Origin of the sequence: Klebsiella sp. GW_Kp181 (assembly GCF_040062315.1) — a bacterium.
GTDB lineage: Bacteria > Pseudomonadota > Gammaproteobacteria > Enterobacterales > Enterobacteriaceae > Klebsiella > Klebsiella oxytoca.
Genome location: NZ_JBEAFR010000052.1, coordinates 1 through 20,061 on the forward strand (window position 1 = coordinate 1; position 20,061 = coordinate 20,061).

Annotated in this window: 16 protein-coding genes; 11 read left to right on the top strand and 5 right to left on the bottom strand. The window is 52.6% G+C overall.

Features of this window, described 5'->3' with window-relative positions:
* Positions 1 to 1,601 (bottom strand): lytic transglycosylase F (locus ABLV11_RS10885; RefSeq protein WP_348855309.1); only part of this gene is annotated, 1,601 nt, incomplete at its 3' end.
* 592 nt (positions 1,602 to 2,193) lie between these two features.
* Here ABLV11_RS10885 and ABLV11_RS10890 point away from each other — a divergent pair.
* A complete protein-coding gene (locus ABLV11_RS10890; RefSeq protein WP_032728777.1) occupies positions 2,194 to 4,455 on the top strand; it encodes a TonB-dependent siderophore receptor in 2,262 nt (753 codons plus the stop codon).
* Positions 4,456 to 4,722: 267 nt separating this feature from the next.
* Here ABLV11_RS10890 and ABLV11_RS10895 read toward each other — a convergent pair whose 3' ends face one another.
* Entirely contained in the window at positions 4,723 to 5,070 is a 348-nt protein-coding gene (locus ABLV11_RS10895; RefSeq protein WP_016808427.1) for an AraC family transcriptional regulator, read from the bottom strand.
* A 445-nt stretch (positions 5,071 to 5,515) separates the two neighbouring features.
* On the opposite strand from ABLV11_RS10895, the gene bamA reads away from it, so the two are divergent.
* Positions 5,516 to 7,939 carry an outer membrane protein assembly factor BamA gene (gene bamA / locus ABLV11_RS10900; protein WP_004109489.1) on the top strand — a complete coding sequence of 808 codons (2,424 nt, stop codon included), beginning with the start codon at positions 5,516 to 5,518 and terminating at the stop codon, positions 7,937 to 7,939.
* A 320-nt stretch (positions 7,940 to 8,259) separates the two neighbouring features.
* Positions 8,260 to 8,649, top strand: a complete 390-nt coding sequence (gene iraM / locus ABLV11_RS10905; RefSeq protein ID WP_004109486.1) for an anti-adapter protein IraM — start codon at positions 8,260 to 8,262, stop codon at positions 8,647 to 8,649.
* Positions 8,650 to 8,938: 289 nt separating this feature from the next.
* Here iraM and ABLV11_RS10910 read toward each other — a convergent pair whose 3' ends face one another.
* Complete coding sequence (locus ABLV11_RS10910; RefSeq protein ID WP_004109483.1) at positions 8,939 to 9,220, bottom strand: YjcB family protein; 282 nt, start codon at positions 9,218 to 9,220, stop codon at positions 8,939 to 8,941.
* 541 nt (positions 9,221 to 9,761) lie between these two features.
* Here ABLV11_RS10910 and ABLV11_RS10915 point away from each other — a divergent pair.
* Positions 9,762 to 11,366 carry an EAL domain-containing protein gene (locus ABLV11_RS10915; protein WP_348855311.1) on the top strand — a complete coding sequence of 535 codons (1,605 nt, stop codon included), beginning with the start codon at positions 9,762 to 9,764 and terminating at the stop codon, positions 11,364 to 11,366.
* Here ABLV11_RS10915 and soxS read toward each other — a convergent pair.
* Positions 11,351 to 11,680, bottom strand: coding sequence for a superoxide response transcriptional regulator SoxS (gene soxS / locus ABLV11_RS10920; protein ID WP_004109478.1), 330 nt, complete (start codon positions 11,678 to 11,680; stop codon positions 11,351 to 11,353). The two genes, ABLV11_RS10915 and soxS, sit on opposite strands and share 16 nt — an antisense overlap.
* A gap of 84 nt (positions 11,681 to 11,764) precedes the next feature.
* Here soxS and soxR point away from each other — a divergent pair, with 84 nt between their 5' ends.
* From soxR to ABLV11_RS10940, 4 genes are all read left to right on the top strand, one after another.
* Positions 11,765 to 12,223, top strand: a complete 459-nt coding sequence (gene soxR / locus ABLV11_RS10925) for a redox-sensitive transcriptional activator SoxR (protein ID WP_004109476.1) — start codon at positions 11,765 to 11,767, stop codon at positions 12,221 to 12,223.
* 258 nt (positions 12,224 to 12,481) lie between these two features.
* Complete coding sequence (locus tag ABLV11_RS10930; RefSeq protein ID WP_064396629.1) at positions 12,482 to 13,150, top strand: glutathione S-transferase; 669 nt, start codon at positions 12,482 to 12,484, stop codon at positions 13,148 to 13,150.
* A gap of 388 nt (positions 13,151 to 13,538) precedes the next feature.
* On the top strand, positions 13,539 to 14,888 hold the full coding sequence (locus ABLV11_RS10935; protein ID WP_004109470.1) for an NCS2 family permease: 1,350 nt from the start codon (positions 13,539 to 13,541) through the stop codon (positions 14,886 to 14,888).
* Between the two features lie 146 nt (positions 14,889 to 15,034).
* Complete coding sequence (locus tag ABLV11_RS10940; RefSeq protein WP_004109468.1) at positions 15,035 to 16,681, top strand: Na+/H+ antiporter; 1,647 nt, start codon at positions 15,035 to 15,037, stop codon at positions 16,679 to 16,681.
* 123 nt (positions 16,682 to 16,804) lie between these two features.
* Here the strand turns inward: ABLV11_RS10940 and ABLV11_RS10945 are convergent, their stop codons facing one another.
* On the bottom strand, positions 16,805 to 17,686 hold the full coding sequence (locus ABLV11_RS10945) for a LysR family transcriptional regulator (protein ID WP_023320181.1): 882 nt from the start codon (positions 17,684 to 17,686) through the stop codon (positions 16,805 to 16,807).
* A gap of 103 nt (positions 17,687 to 17,789) precedes the next feature.
* Between ABLV11_RS10945 and ABLV11_RS10950 the strand changes: the two genes are divergently transcribed.
* The 3 genes from ABLV11_RS10950 (at position 17,790) to ABLV11_RS10960 (ending at position 20,044) form a co-directional block, all read left to right on the top strand.
* Positions 17,790 to 18,200 carry a CidA/LrgA family protein gene (locus tag ABLV11_RS10950; RefSeq protein ID WP_004109448.1) on the top strand — a complete coding sequence of 137 codons (411 nt, stop codon included), beginning with the start codon at positions 17,790 to 17,792 and terminating at the stop codon, positions 18,198 to 18,200.
* Positions 18,193 to 18,882: an LrgB family protein gene (locus ABLV11_RS10955; RefSeq protein ID WP_016808425.1), complete on the top strand. Its 690-nt coding sequence runs from the start codon at positions 18,193 to 18,195 to the stop codon at positions 18,880 to 18,882. The genes ABLV11_RS10950 and ABLV11_RS10955 overlap by 8 nt, the downstream gene beginning before the upstream one ends.
* 622 nt (positions 18,883 to 19,504) lie before the next feature.
* Positions 19,505 to 20,044: a fimbrial protein gene (locus tag ABLV11_RS10960; RefSeq protein ID WP_004109443.1), complete on the top strand. Its 540-nt coding sequence runs from the start codon at positions 19,505 to 19,507 to the stop codon at positions 20,042 to 20,044.
* Positions 20,045 to 20,061: the final 17 nt, after the last annotated feature.

Consider the following 20,061-nt stretch of genomic DNA (forward strand, 5'->3'; position numbering starts at 1 on the left):
GGTGTGGCAGGTGTGGCAGGTGTGGCAGGTGTGGCAGGTGTGGCAGGTGTGGCAAGTGTGGCAGGTGTGGCTGTCGGATTTACTGCCGATGCGACCTGATTTTTAGAAGCCGCCGTCGCCTGCTGCTTACGCGCCATTTCATCCACGATCAGCCGATAAGCAATGTAGTACTTATAGATATTGCTGACATAGCTTACGGTCTCGGAGCCGATTTTCTCGGCGGCCAGATACTCAACGTTGCCAAACCACACGTTCGGGTCAAAACCGCGCCTTTTAGTATCCGCCCGTAGCCGGGCAATGCGCCCGGGGCCCGCGTTATAAGAGGCGAACGAGAACAGCGCCTTATCAAGCTGGGTCATTGGTTCATCGCCATAGTAGCGGTCTATCATCCAGCGCATGTATTTCACCCCCGCATGAATATTGGGGTCGAGCTGCTTAATATCGCCGACGTTGAGCTCCTTACCGGTGCTCGGCATGACCTGCATAACGCCAATGGCGCCGACGTGGCTAAGCACCGACTGATTAAGCCGCGATTCCTGATACCCCTGAGCGGCCATCAGCAGCCAGTCAACATCGTAGCGATCGCCATATTTGCGAAAGATCTCCACCATGGCCAGAAATTTACGCCGTTCTTTTTGCCCCGCCGCGTTTTTAACGTAGCTGGCATCCTTCAGGTAGCGCAGCAGTATCGTATTACCCAGCCTGCTGCCCTGGCGATTCTTGTTGATGAACGCATTAAGCAGGGCCAGCAGCTGCGGGCTATTGTTACGTACCGCCCAACCGATATTACCTTCGTCGCGCAGAACAATGTTCTGATGAACCTGAATCCTGGGGAAGACCTGTTTCCAGAACAGGGCCTTGTGGCGGTCGACCACGATCAATGGGATCAGGCCCGCGCTGAGCATCTCTATCAGATCCTCATCTTCCAGCGCTTCGGGCGCCGGTTCGATGGTGATGGGGGGCAGCGATTGCTGCGCAAAGCGTGCGTTGAGCGCGACCAGGCTCGCGTAATAGCTGGATGAGGTGCGGACAAAGACCGTTTTACCAGAAAGCTGCTGTAGATCGTCCACTTTGGGAGAGCCGGGACCAGAAAGAAGCAGCTCCTGAACGTGAGAATAGAGCGGCGCAGTAAAGGTCATCTCCTGCTGACGCTCAGGCGTGATCGTCAGGTTGGCGGCAATAATATCCCCTTTACCTGCGTTAAGCGCGCTGACGAGCTGGTCACGGGCCACCGGAACAAAGATGATCCGCACTTTAAGGTGACGATGCTTGAGCTTTTTCTCTTTCGCCAGGCTTTGATTGAGACTGCGTTCAAACTCCATAAATATATCGTGAGTCGCGCCGCGCTGGGTGCCTTTATTGATAAAGAAAAAAGTTTTGCTGAAGGGGGTTAATACGCGAATGGTTCGCCGGTCGAGCATACCCGGTAAATCTCCCCTCCATGGCTGTAGCATATCGTCAACGTTGACTTCCAGGGCGTCGCGTTCCGCTGGTTCTGATAGTTTGTTCTCTGTAGCCGCGTAACCGGATGTGAGGCACAGCAGCGCGGCAAAGCATGCCAGCCAGCCGATAAGGTATCGATAGAACGACGAAGTGTTCATGGCGCGGTGCTCCGCAGGGGGATGGTCTTATTTTAGTCAATTTCTGGCCGTTAGCATGTCCGCGAACAAGTGTGAGAATCGGTTAGCCGGTTATTTTAATTATTTTATTAATTAGCATGCTCGGTATTTTTGGCGAGATTATAAAACTATAAATCTCAAATTAATTGTGGAGGCAATATGGTTGAATTATGTTTTTTTAATGTGGATGTTATTCATTTTTTTAATTTCTCTTCCCGATAAATGCGCTTCTGCTATTTATATCTTTTTGTTTTTATTGCATTAACCAAAAACATTCATGTGATAAATGATTATCGACTTGATAATAAATCTCATTTCTAATAACGTTGTGTGGCACAATAATCCTATTACTGCTGTTCGGCAAAGGCTATCAAAGAATAGCGTGGCGCGTTTATTTCTTCGTTTTTGCCAGAGTAATAAATCTATTTTGGCCACCCATTATGATTGCTATCTCGCTATTTAAGCGGGAGGGCCTGACTACGCCAAAAAGAGATGTTGCTCTATGCAGGGAATGTTTATCTGACGGAAGAAGAAGGCGTGCCCCGACAGCAAAAAAGAAAACAGGGCATATTCCATGAAACACAGTTCACACTACTCGCTGGCCGCGCTGATCCCGATGGCCATCTGGGGAGGGATGCTGCCAGCGCAGGCCGCTGATGGCACGACTCCAGACGATACGAAGAAATCTGAAACGACTGCGGTAAATGACGATGAAACCATGGTGGTCACCGCGGCGGCGCAAACGCTGCAAGCCCCCGGAGTATCCACCATCACCGCCGAAGAAATCCGTAAACATCCGCCCGCGCGCGATGTCTCCGAGCTGATTCGTACCCAGCCCGGCGTCAACCTCACCGGTAACTCTACCAGCGGGCAGCGCGGCAATAACCGCCAGGTCGATATCCGCGGCATGGGGCCGGAGAACACCCTGATTCTGGTGGATGGTAAACCGGTGACCAGCCGTAATTCCGTGCGCTATGGCTGGCGCGGCGACCGCGATACCCGCGGTGATACCAGCTGGGTGCCGGCGGAAATGATCGACCATATCGACGTCATTCGCGGCCCTGCTGCGGCCCGCTACGGTAACGGCGCGATGGGCGGAGTGGTCAATATCGTCACTAAACCGGCCACCAGCGAGTGGCATGGTTCATGGAATACCTATATGAACGCGCCTCAGCACCGTAAAGAGGGCGCGACGAAACGGACAAACTTTAGCCTCAACGGCCCGCTATCGGATGAGGTCAGCTTTAATTTATGGGGAAATCTGAGCAAAACGCAGGCCGATGCCCAGGATATTAATTCCGGTCATGAAGCAGCGCGAACCGGTAGCTATGCGGGATCGTATCCTGCAGGACGCGAAGGGGTAGTGAATAAAGATATTCACGGCAAGCTGCGCTGGGAGTTTGCGCCAATGCAGGCGCTGGAGTTTGAAACCGGCTACAGCCGCCAGGGCAACCTGTATGCAGGGGATACCCAGAATACTAACACCAGCACGTTGGTGAAAAGTATGTACGGTAAAGAGACTAACCGTCTCTATCGTCAGACTTACGGCGTGACGTGGACCGGCGGCTGGGATAACGGCGTGACCAGCAATACCTGGGCGCAGTATGAGCACACCCGTAACTCGCGCATGAACGAGGGGCTGGCGGGCGGAACGGAAGGGATCTTCTCCAGCAGCGAATTCTCCGATATCGACCTGTCGGATGTGCTGCTGCACAGCGAGGTCAATATTCCGTTTACCCTGGGATTTGAGCAGAATCTGACGCTGGGTACCGAGTGGAACCAGCAGCGGATGAAGGATGGCGTGTCGACTACCCAGTCACTCTCTTATGGCTCCATTGACGGCGTTTCGGCAACCGGTCGTACTCCTTATTCCAGCGCCGAGATCTTCTCGCTGTTTACCGAAGACAATATCGAGCTGACCGATAGCACTATGCTGACGCCCGCTCTGCGCTTCGATCATCACAGCATCGTCGGTAATAACTGGAGCCCATCGCTGAATCTCTCGCAGGGGCTGGCGGATGACTGGACGCTGAAGCTGGGGATCGCCCGCGCCTATAAAGCGCCGAACCTTTATCAGCTTAACCCGAACTATATCCTCTACAGCAACGGCCAGGGTTGCTATGCCAGTAGCTCAGCCTGTTACCTGATGGGGAATAGCGATCTGAAGGCGGAAACCAGCGTCAATAAAGAGATTGGCCTTGAGTATAAGCACAATGGCTATCAGGCCGGGCTGACTTACTTCCGTAACGATTACCATAACAAGATTGAATCGGGCTACTCGGCGGTGGGGACGGCCAGCAACGGCACCACCAATATTTACCAATGGGAAAACGTACCGAAGGCGCTGGTTGAAGGGCTGGAGGGCTCGCTGAATCTCCCGGTAAGCGAAACGGTCAACTGGAGCAACAACCTGACGTGGATGCTGCAGAGTAAGAATAAGACCACCGGCGATCGCCTGTCGGTGATCCCGCAGTTTACGCTGAACTCTACCCTGAGCTGGCAGGCACGCGACGATCTTTCGCTGCAGAGCACGTTCACCTGGTATGGCCGCCAGAAACCTAAACGCTTCAATTATAAAGGCGAGTCTGTTTCCGGCAGCGAGCTGAACGAAGTGAGCCCGTACAGCATTGTCGGTCTTAGCGCGACCTGGGATGTGAATAAAAACCTGAGCCTGACCAGCGGAGTGGACAACCTGTTCGATATTCGCCACTACCGTGCCGGTAACGCGCAGACGACGGGAAATTCGACGACCGGCGCTTATCTGTATGGTGCAGGCGCGGAAACTTATAATGAATCGGGGCGGACGTTTTATGTCAGCGTGAATACGCATTTCTGATTAACGATTCAAACACCCGCCGGAATAATGAACTATTCCGGCTTGTTATTTTTTATGCCGGGAAAAACCAGTGATATAAATTATGACAAAATCTCCACGGCCTCTACACAATTAATTCAACTTAGCAGCCTACAATGAATCCTGTTAATCGGATCTGCTTGATCCCGGAAACGGTTAACGGTGGCATCCTGCCATTTCCATTCTAAAGTAGTTCCTCTTCCCCCTTCCATTCCCAACCGCAGCAATGCGGAGGAGGGGGATCCTCTATCAGGTCAGGTTCAGGCTTCTGCGAAACTGCGTTGGTGTCATCGTATAATACCTCTTAAAGGTTCGGTTAAAGGCGCTGATATCTTCATAACCAGCCATCAGACAAATATCAACGATGCGGAAAGGCGGGTTGATCTGCAATAAATTAAGGGATAGTTGCATTCGCTGCTGGCGGATATACGCCATCGGCGACATGTTAAAATAGTGGCGAAACAGGCGAAAGAGATGCCATTCGGAGTAGCCGGAAAAGCGGCTTAGCGCCTGCATCGTGAGCTTCTTTGCAAGATTGTTTTTTATCCATTGCACCAGTTCGTTAAGCACTGAACGCTGAATTTCATTTCGCGGCATAATGTCTACCCATTTCATTACTATAGAAATCTGGCTGCATAATTTATTCAATATCTCTTCATTTTATCTACGGGATTATGCGTTAATTTCTCCCTGTTCCTGGTTTATCCCAGAGAGCATCATTCCTAACAAGATCTTTTCCCCCTTTCAACCAATGAGAAAGGGGGCTTTTTGTTTTTTTAGTTAAAAAAACAAAAACTATAGAGTTTCGATGTTATGAGGAAATGCTTATCTGACCAGGCTCAAGAGGGAAGGTTCCGTAGAAAAATATTTTTTTCAATATTCTCTCGTATCCATATTTTCTCCATTTTCTCGTCATAATTGCGTGCAATTCTGCGCCTCGTTCAGGTTATTTAAGATTGCGTCAGCAACTGTCTGGTGCAATGAACAGCATTATTCCCGGCAGGTATCTGCTATTGCTAAATATCTTCTAGACGACACCTTCATGCTAAAAAAAACGAGTATCATCGCCGGTCTATTGATTTCCCCTTTAACGCTCTATGCATCAACTTCATATACGGTTGATGACATTCGTTTCGAGGGTCTACAGCGCGTTACCGTCGGCGCCGCGCTACTGAGCATGCCTGTTCATACAGGAGAAGAGGTTTCTAATGAGGATATCAGCGACTCGGTCCGCGCCCTGTATGCCAGCGGCAATTTTGACAACGTACAGATCCTGCGCGATGGCAGCACGCTGGTAGTACAGGTAAAAGAGCGGCCTACCATCGCTAAAATCAGTTTTTCCGGCAATAAATCCGTTAAGGACGATGCCCTGAAAGAGAACCTGGCCGCCAGCGGCATTGAAGAAGGCAGCGCGCTGGATCGCAATACCCTTACGGAAATAGAAAAAGGATTACAGGATTTCTATTACAGTACAGGAAAATACAGCGCTCAGGTTCATGCCGTCGTCACCCCGCTGCCGCGTAACCGCGTTGATTTAAAGTTTGTCTTTCAGGAGGGGGTCTCGGCGAAAATTGCGCAAATAAATATTATTGGCAACAAGGCTTTTAGTGAAGAAACATTATTGGATCAGCTGCAGCTACGTGACAGCGTTCCGTGGTGGAACGTGATTGGCGATAAGAAATATCAAAAGCAAAAGATGGCGGCGGATCTTGAAACCCTTCGTAGCTATTATCTCGATCGCGGCTATGCGCGTTTTAGCATAAATTCAAGCCAGGTGAGTATTACGCCGGATAAAAAATCGCTATATATCACCATTAATATTGCCGAAGGTGCTCGTTATAAAGTCGCCAGTACGATGGTGACCGGCGATATGGCGCAGCATAATCAGGAAATTGAGGCGCTGGTGAAGCCTTTAGCGGGGAAATGGTATAGCGGTGCGGAAATCACGGCAGTCGAGAACAGTATTAAGACGCTGCTGGGAAAATACGGCTATGCCTGGCCGCAGGTGAACACCACATCGGATATTAATGATGCGGAAAAAAGCGTCATTTTGCATATCAGTGTCGATGCCGGACGCCGTTATTCGGTACGCCAGATTCGCTTTCAGGGTAACGATACTTCCCGTGATGCGGTGCTGCGTCGCGAAATGCGCCAGATGGAAGGTGCGTGGCTGAATGATGAGAAGGTCGAGCAGGGAAAAACGCGGCTGGATCGTACAGGATTTTTCGAAACTGTCGACAAGCAGATTGTTCCGGTAAGCGGTAGCCAGGATCAGGTGGACGTGGTCTATAAGGTGAAGGAGCGCAATACCGGCTCCTTTAACGTGGGTCTGGGCTTCGGCACCGATAGCGGCGTGAGCTACCAGCTCGGCGTCACCCAGGATAACTGGCTGGGAACCGGTAATAGCGTCAGCTTCAACGGCACGCGCAACAGTTACCAGTCCTATCTTGAGCTGGGAGCGACAAACCCTTACTTCACCGTGGATGGCGTTAGCCTCGGCGGTAAAATCTTCTACAACAGCTACGACGCCTCGGATGCCGATTCCGGGAGTTACAACCAGCAAAGCTACGGCGTCGGCAGTACGCTGGGATTCCCGATTAGCGAGAATAACGCTCTTAACCTGGGCCTGGACTATGTCCATAACCGCCTGACCAATATGGACCCGGAGCTCACCACCTGGAGCTATCTTAACTCGCGGGGCATCTATCCTGACGTTGTCACCAAAGATGGCGATAGCGGTGCGACCTATAGCGCCAATGACTATTTTGCCAGCGTTGGCTGGAGCTATAACAATCTGGATCGCGGTTTCTTCCCCCGGGCGGGGAATAAAAGCAGCCTGACCGCCAAGGTTACCGTACCCGGTTCGGATAACAGCTATTACAAAGTGACTTTCGATACCACCCAGTATATGCCGCTGACCGAGAACAAAAGCTGGGTGTGGATGGAGCACCTGCGTGCGGGCTATGCCGATGGGCTGAACGGCAAATCGGTGCCGTTTTACGATAACTTTTATGCCGGTGGATCGTCGTCGGTTCGCGGATTTTCGTCCAATACGATTGGCCCAAAAGCAGCGTATTATCGTTGTAATGGTTCTGAAAGCAGCTACAGCACCTGTCCGCTGGATTCTTCATCCGATGCGGTTGGCGGTAACGCGATGGCGGTCCTGAACAGCGAATTTATTGTGCCGACGCCGTTTGTGAATGACAAATATGCCGACAGCCTGCGAACGTCGCTATTCCTCGATGCCGGTACGGTATGGAGTACCACCTGGCAAAATACCGGTCAGACGCTGGCGGCAGGGATCCCGGACTATGGCGACCCTTCGCATATCCGTATGTCTGCCGGGATTGCGGTGCAGTGGATGTCGCCGTTAGGCCCGCTGGTGTTTTCCTGGGCTGAGCCATTTAAAAAATACGATGGAGATAAAGCTGAGCAGTTCCAGTTTAATATTGGTAAAACCTGGTGATGCCCGCGTTTAATATGCGCACAATCGCTTAGATATTTTTGACTCACTCCCGGTGTAATATTACAGGCTACCGCTTTTGGTAGCCTGTAATTTATTGTCAATATATACTTATTTATGTATGTTCATTGCTGGCGCTATCGTTGATTATTATGGCTAACCATTCATTGTTATAATGCAATATTCACGCTACATCTTAGTGAGTATAAAGCGCTTTGAGTATTGTCTGATATCACATTATTAATCGATCGCCTTGCGGTTATCTATGATGAATGCTATCAATATATAGAGTCATTAATCAGCAATGCACGCAAGGATAGAAAATGAAATGGACTATTCATAATACTCTTGTCTGCCCGCATTCCGGGGTAGCTTTTTCCTCAATTTCCAGCCTGCGGTTTTTAAAGTTTATTCTGTGGTATGAGGCCGACATTTTATTACTGCCGGGAGAGTCGATAAAACTCTACTCATCGAGCGTGTTAATCAACGAGCAATATCATGCGGTAAAAGTTTATAACATCACGCGATACGATGAAGCGCAGTGGGAGAAGCTGCGGGAGCGGCCTTCCTGTCCTTATCATTCTACCGCCACGACGGCAGACTCCTGCCGTTACCAGGCGCTCTGCGCCATAAAACGCTGCCCGAACGACTTTCCACGTGCAGTACCGGGGCTGCCGTCGGGGCAGCACGATCTGGGCCAGCAGATACGGTAAAACCTGACCCGTATCTGGCCATTGTTGTTGTTCATGCAGGTGATGTATTGTCGCAAAGGGGGAGAGTGCAGCAGGTTCCCGGTGATTAAGGTCTTACTCTTCTCTGGTGGCCAGAAGAGACGCATCCTCCCGGAGGCGGCACGTAGTCCCTGTCCTCCGGGCTACCCTTTTGTTGGCCCTGTCGCCCGGCTATGCACAGTGCGGACCGGGGATTTTCGCTAACGGCGCTTCGCCAGTGCGGGCATTCACGATGGTGTGGGCGTGGCCGCCCGGATAAGGCGGCCCGAAATCAGGTCATCATCATCGGCCATTCAGGCGGAGTCTGGCTCATGACTTCAATCATCACGTCCTTGATATTGCCCCAGATTTTCGCCACGTCCAGCAGCGTAATGCCCAACAGACCGGTGGCAAACCAGCAGGCCGCGGCCAGGCCAATACAGCTACAGATTACCGCTAAACCGGCATAATCACTTTTACGCAGCTGAATGTTCAACGAGCTGGCCAGAAACATCAGCACTGCGCTCACGAGCGGCCAGCGCAAAAGTACGACACTGGTAGTAATGGAAGCCATCAACCTATCCTCAACGAAATTTGGAAGCCTTTGACAACCTGGCGAGACTGACGGTGATGCGATGCTCTGGCTATCTTCAGGCAAACAGGAACGTAATGAAACAACGTTTTTGTTTCATTAGCTAATGTGAACTATATCACATTTGTTCTTTTATTCACCAGTCCAAAATGGGAGTTTTCTTGCGCTCATTGACCCTGCAAAGTTCATGGTTAATAAGGGGGGAGGGAGAGCTTTCATCGCGAAGGTCGATTATAAGCGATAGTCGAGCGCATTTCTTTTTTAATAAGGTTTAGGTTCTGCGGATTTTATTACATATTCCGGCGAATTATACGGATAAACCGAATTAGATAGTGGGGCTAATCTCATTATGTTGAGAATGTTTCTCACGTCTTGCATTAGCAAGTATTATTCATCATTCGTAGTCATGAGGTTTTTACGTCAAAGCGTGGGTTGCTGAGATACCCTGATTCATATCACAGTAAGAGGAATCATCGGGGCCTTTCACCTTGATTAAGGCGTATCGCATGGATAAAAAGCGTAAATGAGTCGTAGCGCGCCACACAAGGCGTTGAGAATTGTTGGCATCGTGCTGGTCATTCTGCTACCGGTGGTGCTGGCATTGTGGTTTGCGCAAATCCGCGCCAAAGCGGAAACCGCCGATCAGCTGCGGCTGTTTTCTCGGCTGGCGCTACAAAAAACGGAGTTGGTTATTCGAGAAGCTGACGAAGCGCGCGATAAGGCCCGTTTGTATCAGGGAGAAGTGTGTTCGCCGTATCATCAGCAATATCTGCTCGGCATTGTACGCGGTCTGCTCTATATCGACGACTTAATCTACGCCAACGGCAGCCATTTTTTCTGCTCCACTGCGGTACGCCGCGAGAGGGGGTGGCAAATTCCGGCCGCAACCTATACCAAAAAGCCGGATATCGCGATTTACTACTACCGCGAAACGCCTTTCTACCCTGGCTATGCGATGAACTATCTGCAGCGCGGCCACTATGTGGTGGTGATTAATCCGCTCTCGTTCAGCGCGCTGATATCCAGTGACAGCAATCTCGCCTGGGGCGTGTTTGATACCAAAACGAACCATTTTTTTTCCGTCAGCAAGAACGCCGACCCTGAGGAATTACGTCATCTGATTCGCGCTGAAGAGGCGCTCTTTCAGCAGGATGGCCGCGTTTATGCCATCGCCCATTCCACCGTTCGCCCGATTGCCGTCATCATGTCCACCTCGCGCGTCAGCTATTACCAGAATTTTTATAATCAGGTGACGCTGACTCTGCCGCTGGGGCTGATTTGCAGCGTGTTGCTGTTACTGGTGTGGTTGCGCACGCGGCAGCAGTACCACTCTCCGCGTAATATGCTGCAGCGCGCGTTAAGCCGTCGCCAGCTGTGCCTGCACTATCAACCGATTATCGATATTAAAAATCACCGCTGCGTTGGTACCGAAGCGTTATTGCGCTGGCCGGGGTTTGATGGCCCGGTGATGAGTCCGGCGGAGTTTATTCCGCTGGCGGAAAACGAAGGGATGATCGCCCAGGTTACCGACTATGTCATCGATGAGGTATTTTCCGATCTCGGCGAATTTCTGGCGCGGCATCCGCACCTGTACGTAGCGATTAATCTCTCGGCTGCTGATTTTCAATCCGCGCGCTTGATTGAGCATATCAATGAGAAGGTCCGGCGCTACGCCATCAAGGCGGAACAAATAAAAATCGAAGTGACCGAACGCGGGTTTATTGACGTCCCGAAAACGACGCCGGTGATTCAGGCTTTTCGCGACGCGGGATATGAAATCGCTATCGATGACTTCGGCACCGGCTACTCCAATCTGAACAATCTCCATGCGCTCAACGTCGATATCCTCAAGATTGATAAATCTTTTGTCGATACGCTGTCAAACAACACCACCAGCCACCTGATTGCCGAACATATCATCCAGATGGCGAACAGCCTGCATTTAAAGATCGTCGCTGAAGGCGTGGAAACGGCAGAGCAGGTCGCCTGGCTACAAAAGCGGGGCGTGCAATATTGCCAGGGCTGGCTTTTTGCGAAAGCGATGCCGCCGCAGGAGTATATGCAGTGGCTGGCTAACGACCGCACCAGCCTCTGCCCCTGGCAACAACGTTATCAGGCGGAAATCTGATGGCGATAGTCGGTAGGCGTACGGTCGAATTCGCGGCGGAACACCCGTGAGAAAGTCTGCTGCGATACGTAGCCGAGATCCATCGCGATATCAAAAATAGGGCGCTGGGTGGTTCTTAGCGCTTCCGCAGCGAGCAGCAGACGGCGCTGGCGAATGTAATCACCTAGCGTTTGATGCATCACGGAGCGGAACATCCGCTGGAGATACCATTTTGAGTATCCCGATTTTCTGGCGACTACATCAATGTTAAGTGGTTGATCGATATGTTCATCAATCCATTCAATAAGCGTTTGGATAATATCCTGATGGGACATAAAGCGGCCTCTCTCAATTCTCGATTCGTCGTTTTGTCTGCGGGCGAGTATAATTCCTCAAGTTAACTTGAGGTAAAGCGCTTTATGGAAAAGAAATCTCCCCGCATCAAAATGCTGCTGACTCCCGGCGAAGTGGCAAAACGAACCGGCGTGGCCGTCTCCGCGCTGCACTTTTATGAAAGCAAAGGGTTGATCCACAGTCAGCGCAACGCGGGCAATCAGCGGCGCTACCGGCGCGACGTCCTGCGTGCGGTGGCGATCATTAAGATTGCGCAACGCATTGGTATTCCGCTGGCCACTATCGGTGATGCATTTGGCGTACTGCCGGAAGGGCATAACCTCAGCGCCAAAGAGTGGAAGATGCTGTCGTCCCAGTGGCGGGAGGAGCTGGACCGACGGATTCACACCCTGACCGCGCTGCGCGATCAGCTTGATGGCTGCATCGGCTGCGGCTGCCTGTCGCGCCGCGACTGTCCGTTACGCAACCCGGGCGATAAGCTGGGAGAAGAGGGGACCGGCGCACGGCTGCTGGAAGAGGATTAAAAAACTAAAGCGCCACAACAGGGCGCTTTAGTTGTTTTCCGGTCTTGGTCTTTCGCACTATCCCGCTGGTACGCAGGAGGGTTTCCCCCGACGTCGGCTCACCTCAGTATTGCGCAATATATTGATGGAGGTTCCGGTTTGCGCCGACAACTTAAGTGTGGCTCTTTTCTCTGATTTTGCCGCCTCATGTTGCCGAAAAATTCCCGTCATTCGCTGCCTGTTCCTATAGTTAATTTGAACAAACAGCGGGAGAGGCCCATGTTAACGGTACATCATCTCAATCAGTCACGATCGCAGCGCGTATTATGGGCGCTGGAAGAGTTGCAGCTGCCTTATCAGGTTGTCTCTTATCAGCGGGGAAAGGATATGCTCGCGCCAGCGGAGTTAAAAAGCGTTCATCCGTTGGGGAAATCGCCGGTCGTTGAAGATAACGGCCATATTCTGGCGGAGTCCGGCGCCATTCTGGAGTATTTACAGGAAACCTATGATAGCGCCAGGCGCTTAAAGCCTGAGTCGGTGGAAGATAAACTGCAATACCGCTTTTGGCTGCACTATGCCGAGGGTTCGCTGATGCCCCTGCTGCTGATGAAGCTGGTGTTTTCCAGCCTGGGCAAGCCCCCGGTGCCGTTTGGCATACGCACGCTGGGCAATGCATTAGGCAAAGGGGTGCAAAAGACCTGGCTTAACCGACAGGTTGAGACCCATGCCCGCTTTATTGAATCGCACCTTTCTCGCCAGCGCTGGTTTGCCGGCGCTGAGCTGAGTATGGCTGATATTCAGATGAGCTTTCCGGCAATGGCGCTGCTGGCGCGCGGCGGGGTGGGGGATTTACCGCATCTGACGCAGTGGGTTCAGCGGGTAGAGCAGCGTCCGGCCTGGCAGAAGGCGATTGAGCGTGGGGGCCCATTTACCTTACCCGGCGAATGAACCATTACTCAAGCCGATGACAGGGGAAAATTGCTATCAGCGCAATACAAAAATGTTACCGGATTGCGCATGGACGATAACGTTTGCGCATCGGCTGGTTATTTCATGAACGTCATAAGCGAAATTTAGCTAAATCCGACAAACTTCTGTTGAAAAGGCCCGTCTAAAGGCTGGATAATCGTTTGCCTTTTTATTTTGCTCATCATTTCCTCTGCTGACAGGGGGGAGCAAAGTCATTCTTCACACCGTATTGTATGCGCGGAGTTAAACGTTTGCTTTTCACAGCCCCTGGCGCTGCGATGTAGCACAAGGAGATCGCGTTTAACTGGCAGTGGATGGTCCACCTCGCATCCAGACGAACGATAAAAATTCTCAGGGGAAGTTTTCTATGTCTACGCCTTCAGCGCGTACCGGCGGTTCATTAGACGCCTGGTTTAAAATTTCTGCTCGCGGCAGTACCGTGCGTCAGGAAATCGTTGCCGGTCTTACCACCTTCCTGGCGATGGTCTACTCCGTCATCGTGGTGCCGGGGATGCTCGGCAAAGCGGGTTTTCCGCCAGCTGCGGTATTTGTTTCCACCTGTCTGGTTGCCGGCGTCGGCTCGCTGGTGATGGGGCTGTGGGCGAACCTGCCGCTGGCGATTGGCTGCGCCATCTCGCTGACCGCTTTTACCGCTTTTAGCCTGGTGCTGGGCCAACAGATCAGCATTCCGGTCGCGCTGGGCGCGGTCTTCCTGATGGGCGTACTGTTTACCGTCATCTCCGCAACCGGCATTCGTAGCTGGATCCTGCGTAACTTGCCGCAGGGCGTTGCGCACGGCACGGGGATTGGTATCGGTCTGTTCCTGCTGCTGATTGCCGCCAACGGCGTTGGTCTGGTGATCAAAAACCCGCTGGACGGTCTGCCGGTGGCGCTGGGTAATTTTGACAGTTTCCCGGTGATTATGTCGCTGGTCGGGCTGGCAGTGATTATTGGCCTCGAAAAACTGAAAGTGCCGGGCGGTATCCTGCTGACGATTATCGGCGTTTCGATTATCGGCCTGATCTTCGATCCTAACGTTCACTTCTCCGGTATCTTCGCCATGCCGTCGCTGAGCGACGATAAAGGCAACTCGCTGATCGGCAGCCTGGATATCGTGGGCGCGCTCAACCCGGTCGTGCTGCCAAGCGTGCTTGCGCTGGTGATGACCGCGGTGTTTGACGCCACCGGCACGATCCGCGCGGTGGCCGGTCAGGCGAACCTGCTGGATAAAGACGGGCAGATTATCAACGGCGGCAAAGCGCTGACCACCGACTCCCTGAGCAGCGTCTTCTCCGGCCTGGTCGGGGCGGCGCCGGCGGCAGTGTATATCGAGTCTGCTGCCGGTACGGCGGCGGGCGGTAAAACCGGCCTGACCGCAGTGACCGTCGGCGTGCTGTTCCTGCTGATCCTGTTCCTCTCTCCGCTCTCCTATCTGGTTCCGGCTTATGCTACCGCGCCGGCGCTGATGTACGTCGGCCTGCTGATGCTGAGCAACGTGGCGAAAATCGATTTCAACGACTTTGTTGATGCGATGGCGGGGCTCATCACCGCGGTCTTTATCGTGCTGACCTGTAACATCGTTACCGGCATCATGATTGGTTTTGCGGCGCTGGTGATTGGCCGTCTGGTATCCGGCGAATGGCGTAAGCTGAACCTGGGGACGGTGATTATCGCCGCGGCGCTGGTCATCTTCTATGCTGGCGGTTGGGCGATTTAACTTTTCCTGCTAACGGCGGGCGGCTTTGGCCGCCCGTTTAATTTTTAAGCCACATCCTGTTTCCTTTTGCGTTAATCTGAGTAGCGTATTATGCCGAGACATGACGCCTCAGATGTAAAAAAGAAAACGCAGCAAACAGGGAACACATGGAAATATTCTTTACCATACTCATCATGACCCTCGTGGTCTCTCTCTCCGGGGTGGTTACACGCGTACTGCCCTTTCAGGTTCCACTACCTTTAATCCAAATCGCCATCGGCGCGCTGTTGGCCTGGCCTACCTTCGGATTGCATGTTGAATTCGATCCTGAACTCTTTCTGGTTCTGTTCATCCCGCCGCTGCTATTTGCCGATGGCTGGAAGACGCCGACCCGCGAGTTTATTGAGCATGGGCGAGAAATCTTCGGTCTGGCGCTGGCGTTAGTGGTGGTGACGGTGGTCGGTATTGGCTATCTCATCTACTGGATCGTTCCCGGTATCCCGCTGATTCCGGCTTTTGCCCTCGCGGCCGTCCTGTCGCCAACGGATGCCGTCGCGCTGTCCGGCATCGTCGGCGAAGGGCGTATTCCGAAAAAAATTATGGGAATTTTGCAGGGCGAAGCGCTGATGAACGATGCGTCCGGCCTGGTCTCCCTGAAGTTTGCCGTTGCGGTGGCGATGGGCACGATGGTCTTTACCGTCGGCGGCGCGACGGTGGAGTTCTTCAAGGTGGCGGTCGGCGGTATTCTCGCGGGCTTTGTGGTCAGCTGGCTGTACGGGCGTTCAATGCGCTTCCTTAGCCGCTGGGGCGGCGATGAACCGGCAACGCAAATTGTGCTGCTGTTCCTGCTGCCGTTCGCCTCTTACCTGATCGCTGAACACATCGGCTTTTCCGGCATCCTGGCGGCAGTCGCGGCGGGGATGACCATCACCCGTTCCGGCGTGATGCGCAGCGCGCCGCTGGCGATGCGCCTGCGCGCCAACAGCACCTGGGCGATGCTGGAGTTCGTGTTTAACGGCATGGTGTTCCTGCTGTTGGGCCTGCAGCTGCCGGATATTCTCTCCAGCTCGCTGGTGGCCGCAGAGGCGGATCCCAACGTCGAAACCTGGATGTTGTTTACCGATATCATCCTGATTTATGCCGCCCTGATGCTGGTGCGTTTTGGCTGGCTGTGGACGATGCGCAAGCTGAGCCAGCGTTTCCTGAAAAAGAAACCGATGGAGTTCGGCTCCTGGACCACGCGCGAGCTGCTGATCTCCTCCGTCGCTGGCGTTCGCGGGGCCATTACCCTTGCTGGTGTGCTGTCGATTCCTCTGCTGCTGCCGGACGGCAACGTCTTCCCGGCGCGCTATGAGCTGGTATTCCTTGCCGCCGGGGTGATTCTGTTCTCTCTGTTTGTCGGCGTGATTGTGCTGCCGATTCTGCTGCGCCATATCGAGTCGACCGACCATGTACAGCAGCGCAAAGAGGAGCGCCTGGCGCGGGCGGCAACGGCGGATGTGGCGATTGTCGCGATTCAGAAAATGGAAGAGCGTCTGGCGGCGGATACCAAAGAAAACATCGATAATCAGCTGCTGACTGAGGTCAGCTCGCGGGTGATTGGTAACCTGCGCCGTCGCGTTGATGGGCGTAACGATGTGGAAACCTCGATGCTGGAAGAGAGCCTCGAGCGCCGGTTCCGTCTGGCGGCGCTGCGTTCTGAACGCGGGGAGCTGTACCACCTGCGCGCCACCCGGCAGATCAGTAACGAGACGCTGCAGAAGCTGCTGCACGATCTCGACCTGCTGGAAGCGCTGCTTATCGAGGATCAGTAACACCGTACTCGTCCGCGACGGCGCCTGAGGCGCCTTGTCCGGGCTACCGCCCCTCAGACGATGGGGAATCTGTAGCCCGGGGAAGGCGTTGACGCCGCGGTTAAGCGTGCCGCTTTCGGCATCTTACTTCAGCCAGAACGCCTTACTGCACTCCAGCCACGCCCGCGCGCTGTGCGACATGTACACGCCTTCCCGCCAAATCATTCCCAGTTCCCAGCGTAGATCGCTTTGTAACGGTATCCAGCAAAAGCTCTGCGGGTCGAGGCGCTGGCAAATCGGCTCCGGTAAAATCGCGACGCCAATTCCGGCCTGTACCATCGCGGCCAGAAAATCCCACTGTCCGCTGCGCACGGCGATACGCGGCTTAACTTCATGCTGAGTAAATAGCCGCATCAGCTGCTGGCTGAGGGCGAAATCCTCGTTGTAGATCACCAGCGGATGCGCGGCGAGCGCTTCCGGCGACAACGAACTGATGCCTTCCCACTGCGCCGTTCTCGGCGTCAGCACGCAGAGCGGATGGCTGAACAGCGAGAGCGTGGTTAAGCCGCTGGCCTCATCAACGGGAAGCGCGGTCATGGCTAAATCCAGTTCACCGTTGCTTACCGCCTGCTGCACGGTCAGCCCGCCGAATTCGGAGATTTTCAATTCCACACCCGCATAGCGCTGGCGAAAGCGGCTAATCGGTTCGGCCATCAACATCCCGACCATCGGCGGAATGCCGAGACGCAGTACGCCCTTGTGCAGATGATTAATATCGCTTAGCTCCGACTCCAGCTGATGAAATTCACCAAGGATGGCCTGTCCGCGCTCGAAAACTACCCGACCGGTATCGGTCAGCAGCAGCCGACGACCGTCGCGGATCAGCAGCGTGCAGTTCAGCTCATCTTCCAGATTCTTGAGCATCTTACTGATGGTCGGCTGCGTGACGAACAACTTCTCCGCTGCGCGGGTAAAGCTTTGCTGGCGCACCACTTCGACAAAATAGCGCAGCGTTCGGATATCCATAATTATTCCCTGAGACTATACCTGTGATGATTTTAATTCATTTCTGCCGGGCCCGGCGGCTCTCTATACTGCTCGCCTGTCTTCTTTTTCAGGAATACCGCTCATGGCCTTTGCGCCAGCTCGCGTGACGCCCTTCGTTATGCAACGTCTTCAGGTACCTGTTCAGGTACTGATCTACGCCGGACTGTTCGTCTGCGCTGACTATTTTGTTAACTGGCTGCACCTGCCGCTTCCGGCGAACCTTGTCGGCATGCTGATGATGTTGACGCTGATAGTCTGCCGGGTGATCCCTTTAAACTGGGTACGCGCCGGCGCCCGCTGGCTGCTGGCCGAGATGCTGCTGTTCTTCGTGCCGGCGGTAGTGGCGGTCGTCAACTACGCGCAACTGCTGATGGTGGAGGGCTGGCGCATCTTTCTGGTGATTGGCTTAAGTACCATGATGGTGCTGGGCGCGACGGCATGGGTGGTTGATAAAGTGTATCGCTATGAAGTCAGCAGGATGAAACATGAGTGATTTCCAGCTGAGCGTCCTGTGTCTTCTTGTCACGCTGGGGCTCTATTTTGCCAATAAACGGCTTTATCGCCGCTTCCATAAACTGCCCCTGATGCCGCTGGTTTTCACCCCGATCCTGCTGGTGATGATGCTGGTATTCGGCCATATCTCTTATCAAAGCTATATGGGGGAGGCCCACTGGCTGCTATGGCTGCTGGGCCCGGCGACTATCGCTTTCGCCGTGCCGGTGTATGACAATCTGGCGATTATTAAACGCCACTGGATGTCGCTGACGGCCGGAGTAACGACCGCGTCGGTTGTTGCGGTGACCAGTTCGGTATGGCTGGCGCGACTGTTTACCTTGCCCGATGAGATCCAGCGTAGCCTGGCGGTACGTTCGGTGACCACGCCCTTTGCGCTGGCGGCAGCTAAACCGCTGGGCGGTCAGCCTGATTTAGTCGCCCTGTTTGTCGTGGTCACCGGGGTATTCGGCATGGCGGTGGGTGATGTGCTGTTTCTGCGTCTTTCTATTCGCGAAGGGATGGCTAAAGGAGCGGGTTTCGGCGCGGCATCCCACGGCGCCGGTACCGCGCGATCTTATGAACTGGGGCCGCAGGAGGGCGTGGTCGCCAGCCTGGTGATGATGCTTTCCGGCGTTGTGATGGTATTGGCCGCGCCGCTGGTGCGCTGGGCAATGTTCTGACTATTATTTTCTGTGGTTTATCCTCCGCAAGGAAATAGACCACAGAAAAAATATATATCATCAATATTTATTTCAGTTGTCATTTCATATTTGATATACCTCAACCAATATAATCAGCACTTGAATCGTTGAAAACATGAAGTCATGTAAAAGTAGATGAAGTTTATCCGCCGATGTTAATCTCACTTATTTTACGTTTAAGTGTAACTAAATGTTTCAAAATCGCTTCATTTTAACTTGATTCACAAATATAAATCACTATATTTATTTGCAGTATGAATGAGTGGTTTTTGCAATCTGTTGTTTTTATTTGTTTATTTTTAAATCATGTCTTTATCTTATAGGTTAATCTCATTTATGATTTTAGGATTATTCTTCATTAGTTATTGAGGGTAATCTTGTTTTTGGATATCTTATTGAGGTGAGCTTTTATTATTGAATGGATTCATGTGGAGCTTGAGCTTTTGCTTCAATATTTAAAATAATATTGTAAGCAGGCAGTTTATTTCCCTAAGCGCTGATATAACTTATAGATTGAGTTGATGCCTGTTTCCCTTCTCTAATAGAGTGCCATAAACAATTGATGGACTGATTGTTAATCTTAATAAACAGGAGAATACCAATGAAAATGAATGCAATAACTCTGGCTAAAATAGTCGCCTTCTCTGCGGGCTGCTCACTGGTGACAATGGCGCAGGCGGATAACACCATTACTTTTACCGGCACGGTCTCTGATACTACCTGTACAGCTACTATCGATAACGGCGTCTCATCTATTGAGATGGGGACCTCCTCCGTCGCGGATCTGAAGGCGAATACCTATGGCGCGGCTAAGAGTTTTTCTTTCACCCTGACCGGTTGCCCGAAAGTGGCTGATGGCGGTAACGCTAAGGCCAGAGTCACCTTTGGCGGTGAAGCCGATGAAACTAACAGCGATTACTTTAAGAACCAGGCTTCCGCATCGCCTGCGACGGGCGTTGCCGTGGCTATTTTTGATAACCAGGGTGCGCTGCTTAAAAATAATACTGAAGGCGCCGATGTGGATATTTCCTCCGGCGCTGCGACCATTCCTTTCACCGTAAAAATGGCGAAAGCAGGCAGTGCTGAACCGACTAAAGGCGCCGTTCAGACAACGGTAACCTACAACGTTACGTACTATTAATTCAGACGCTAATAAAT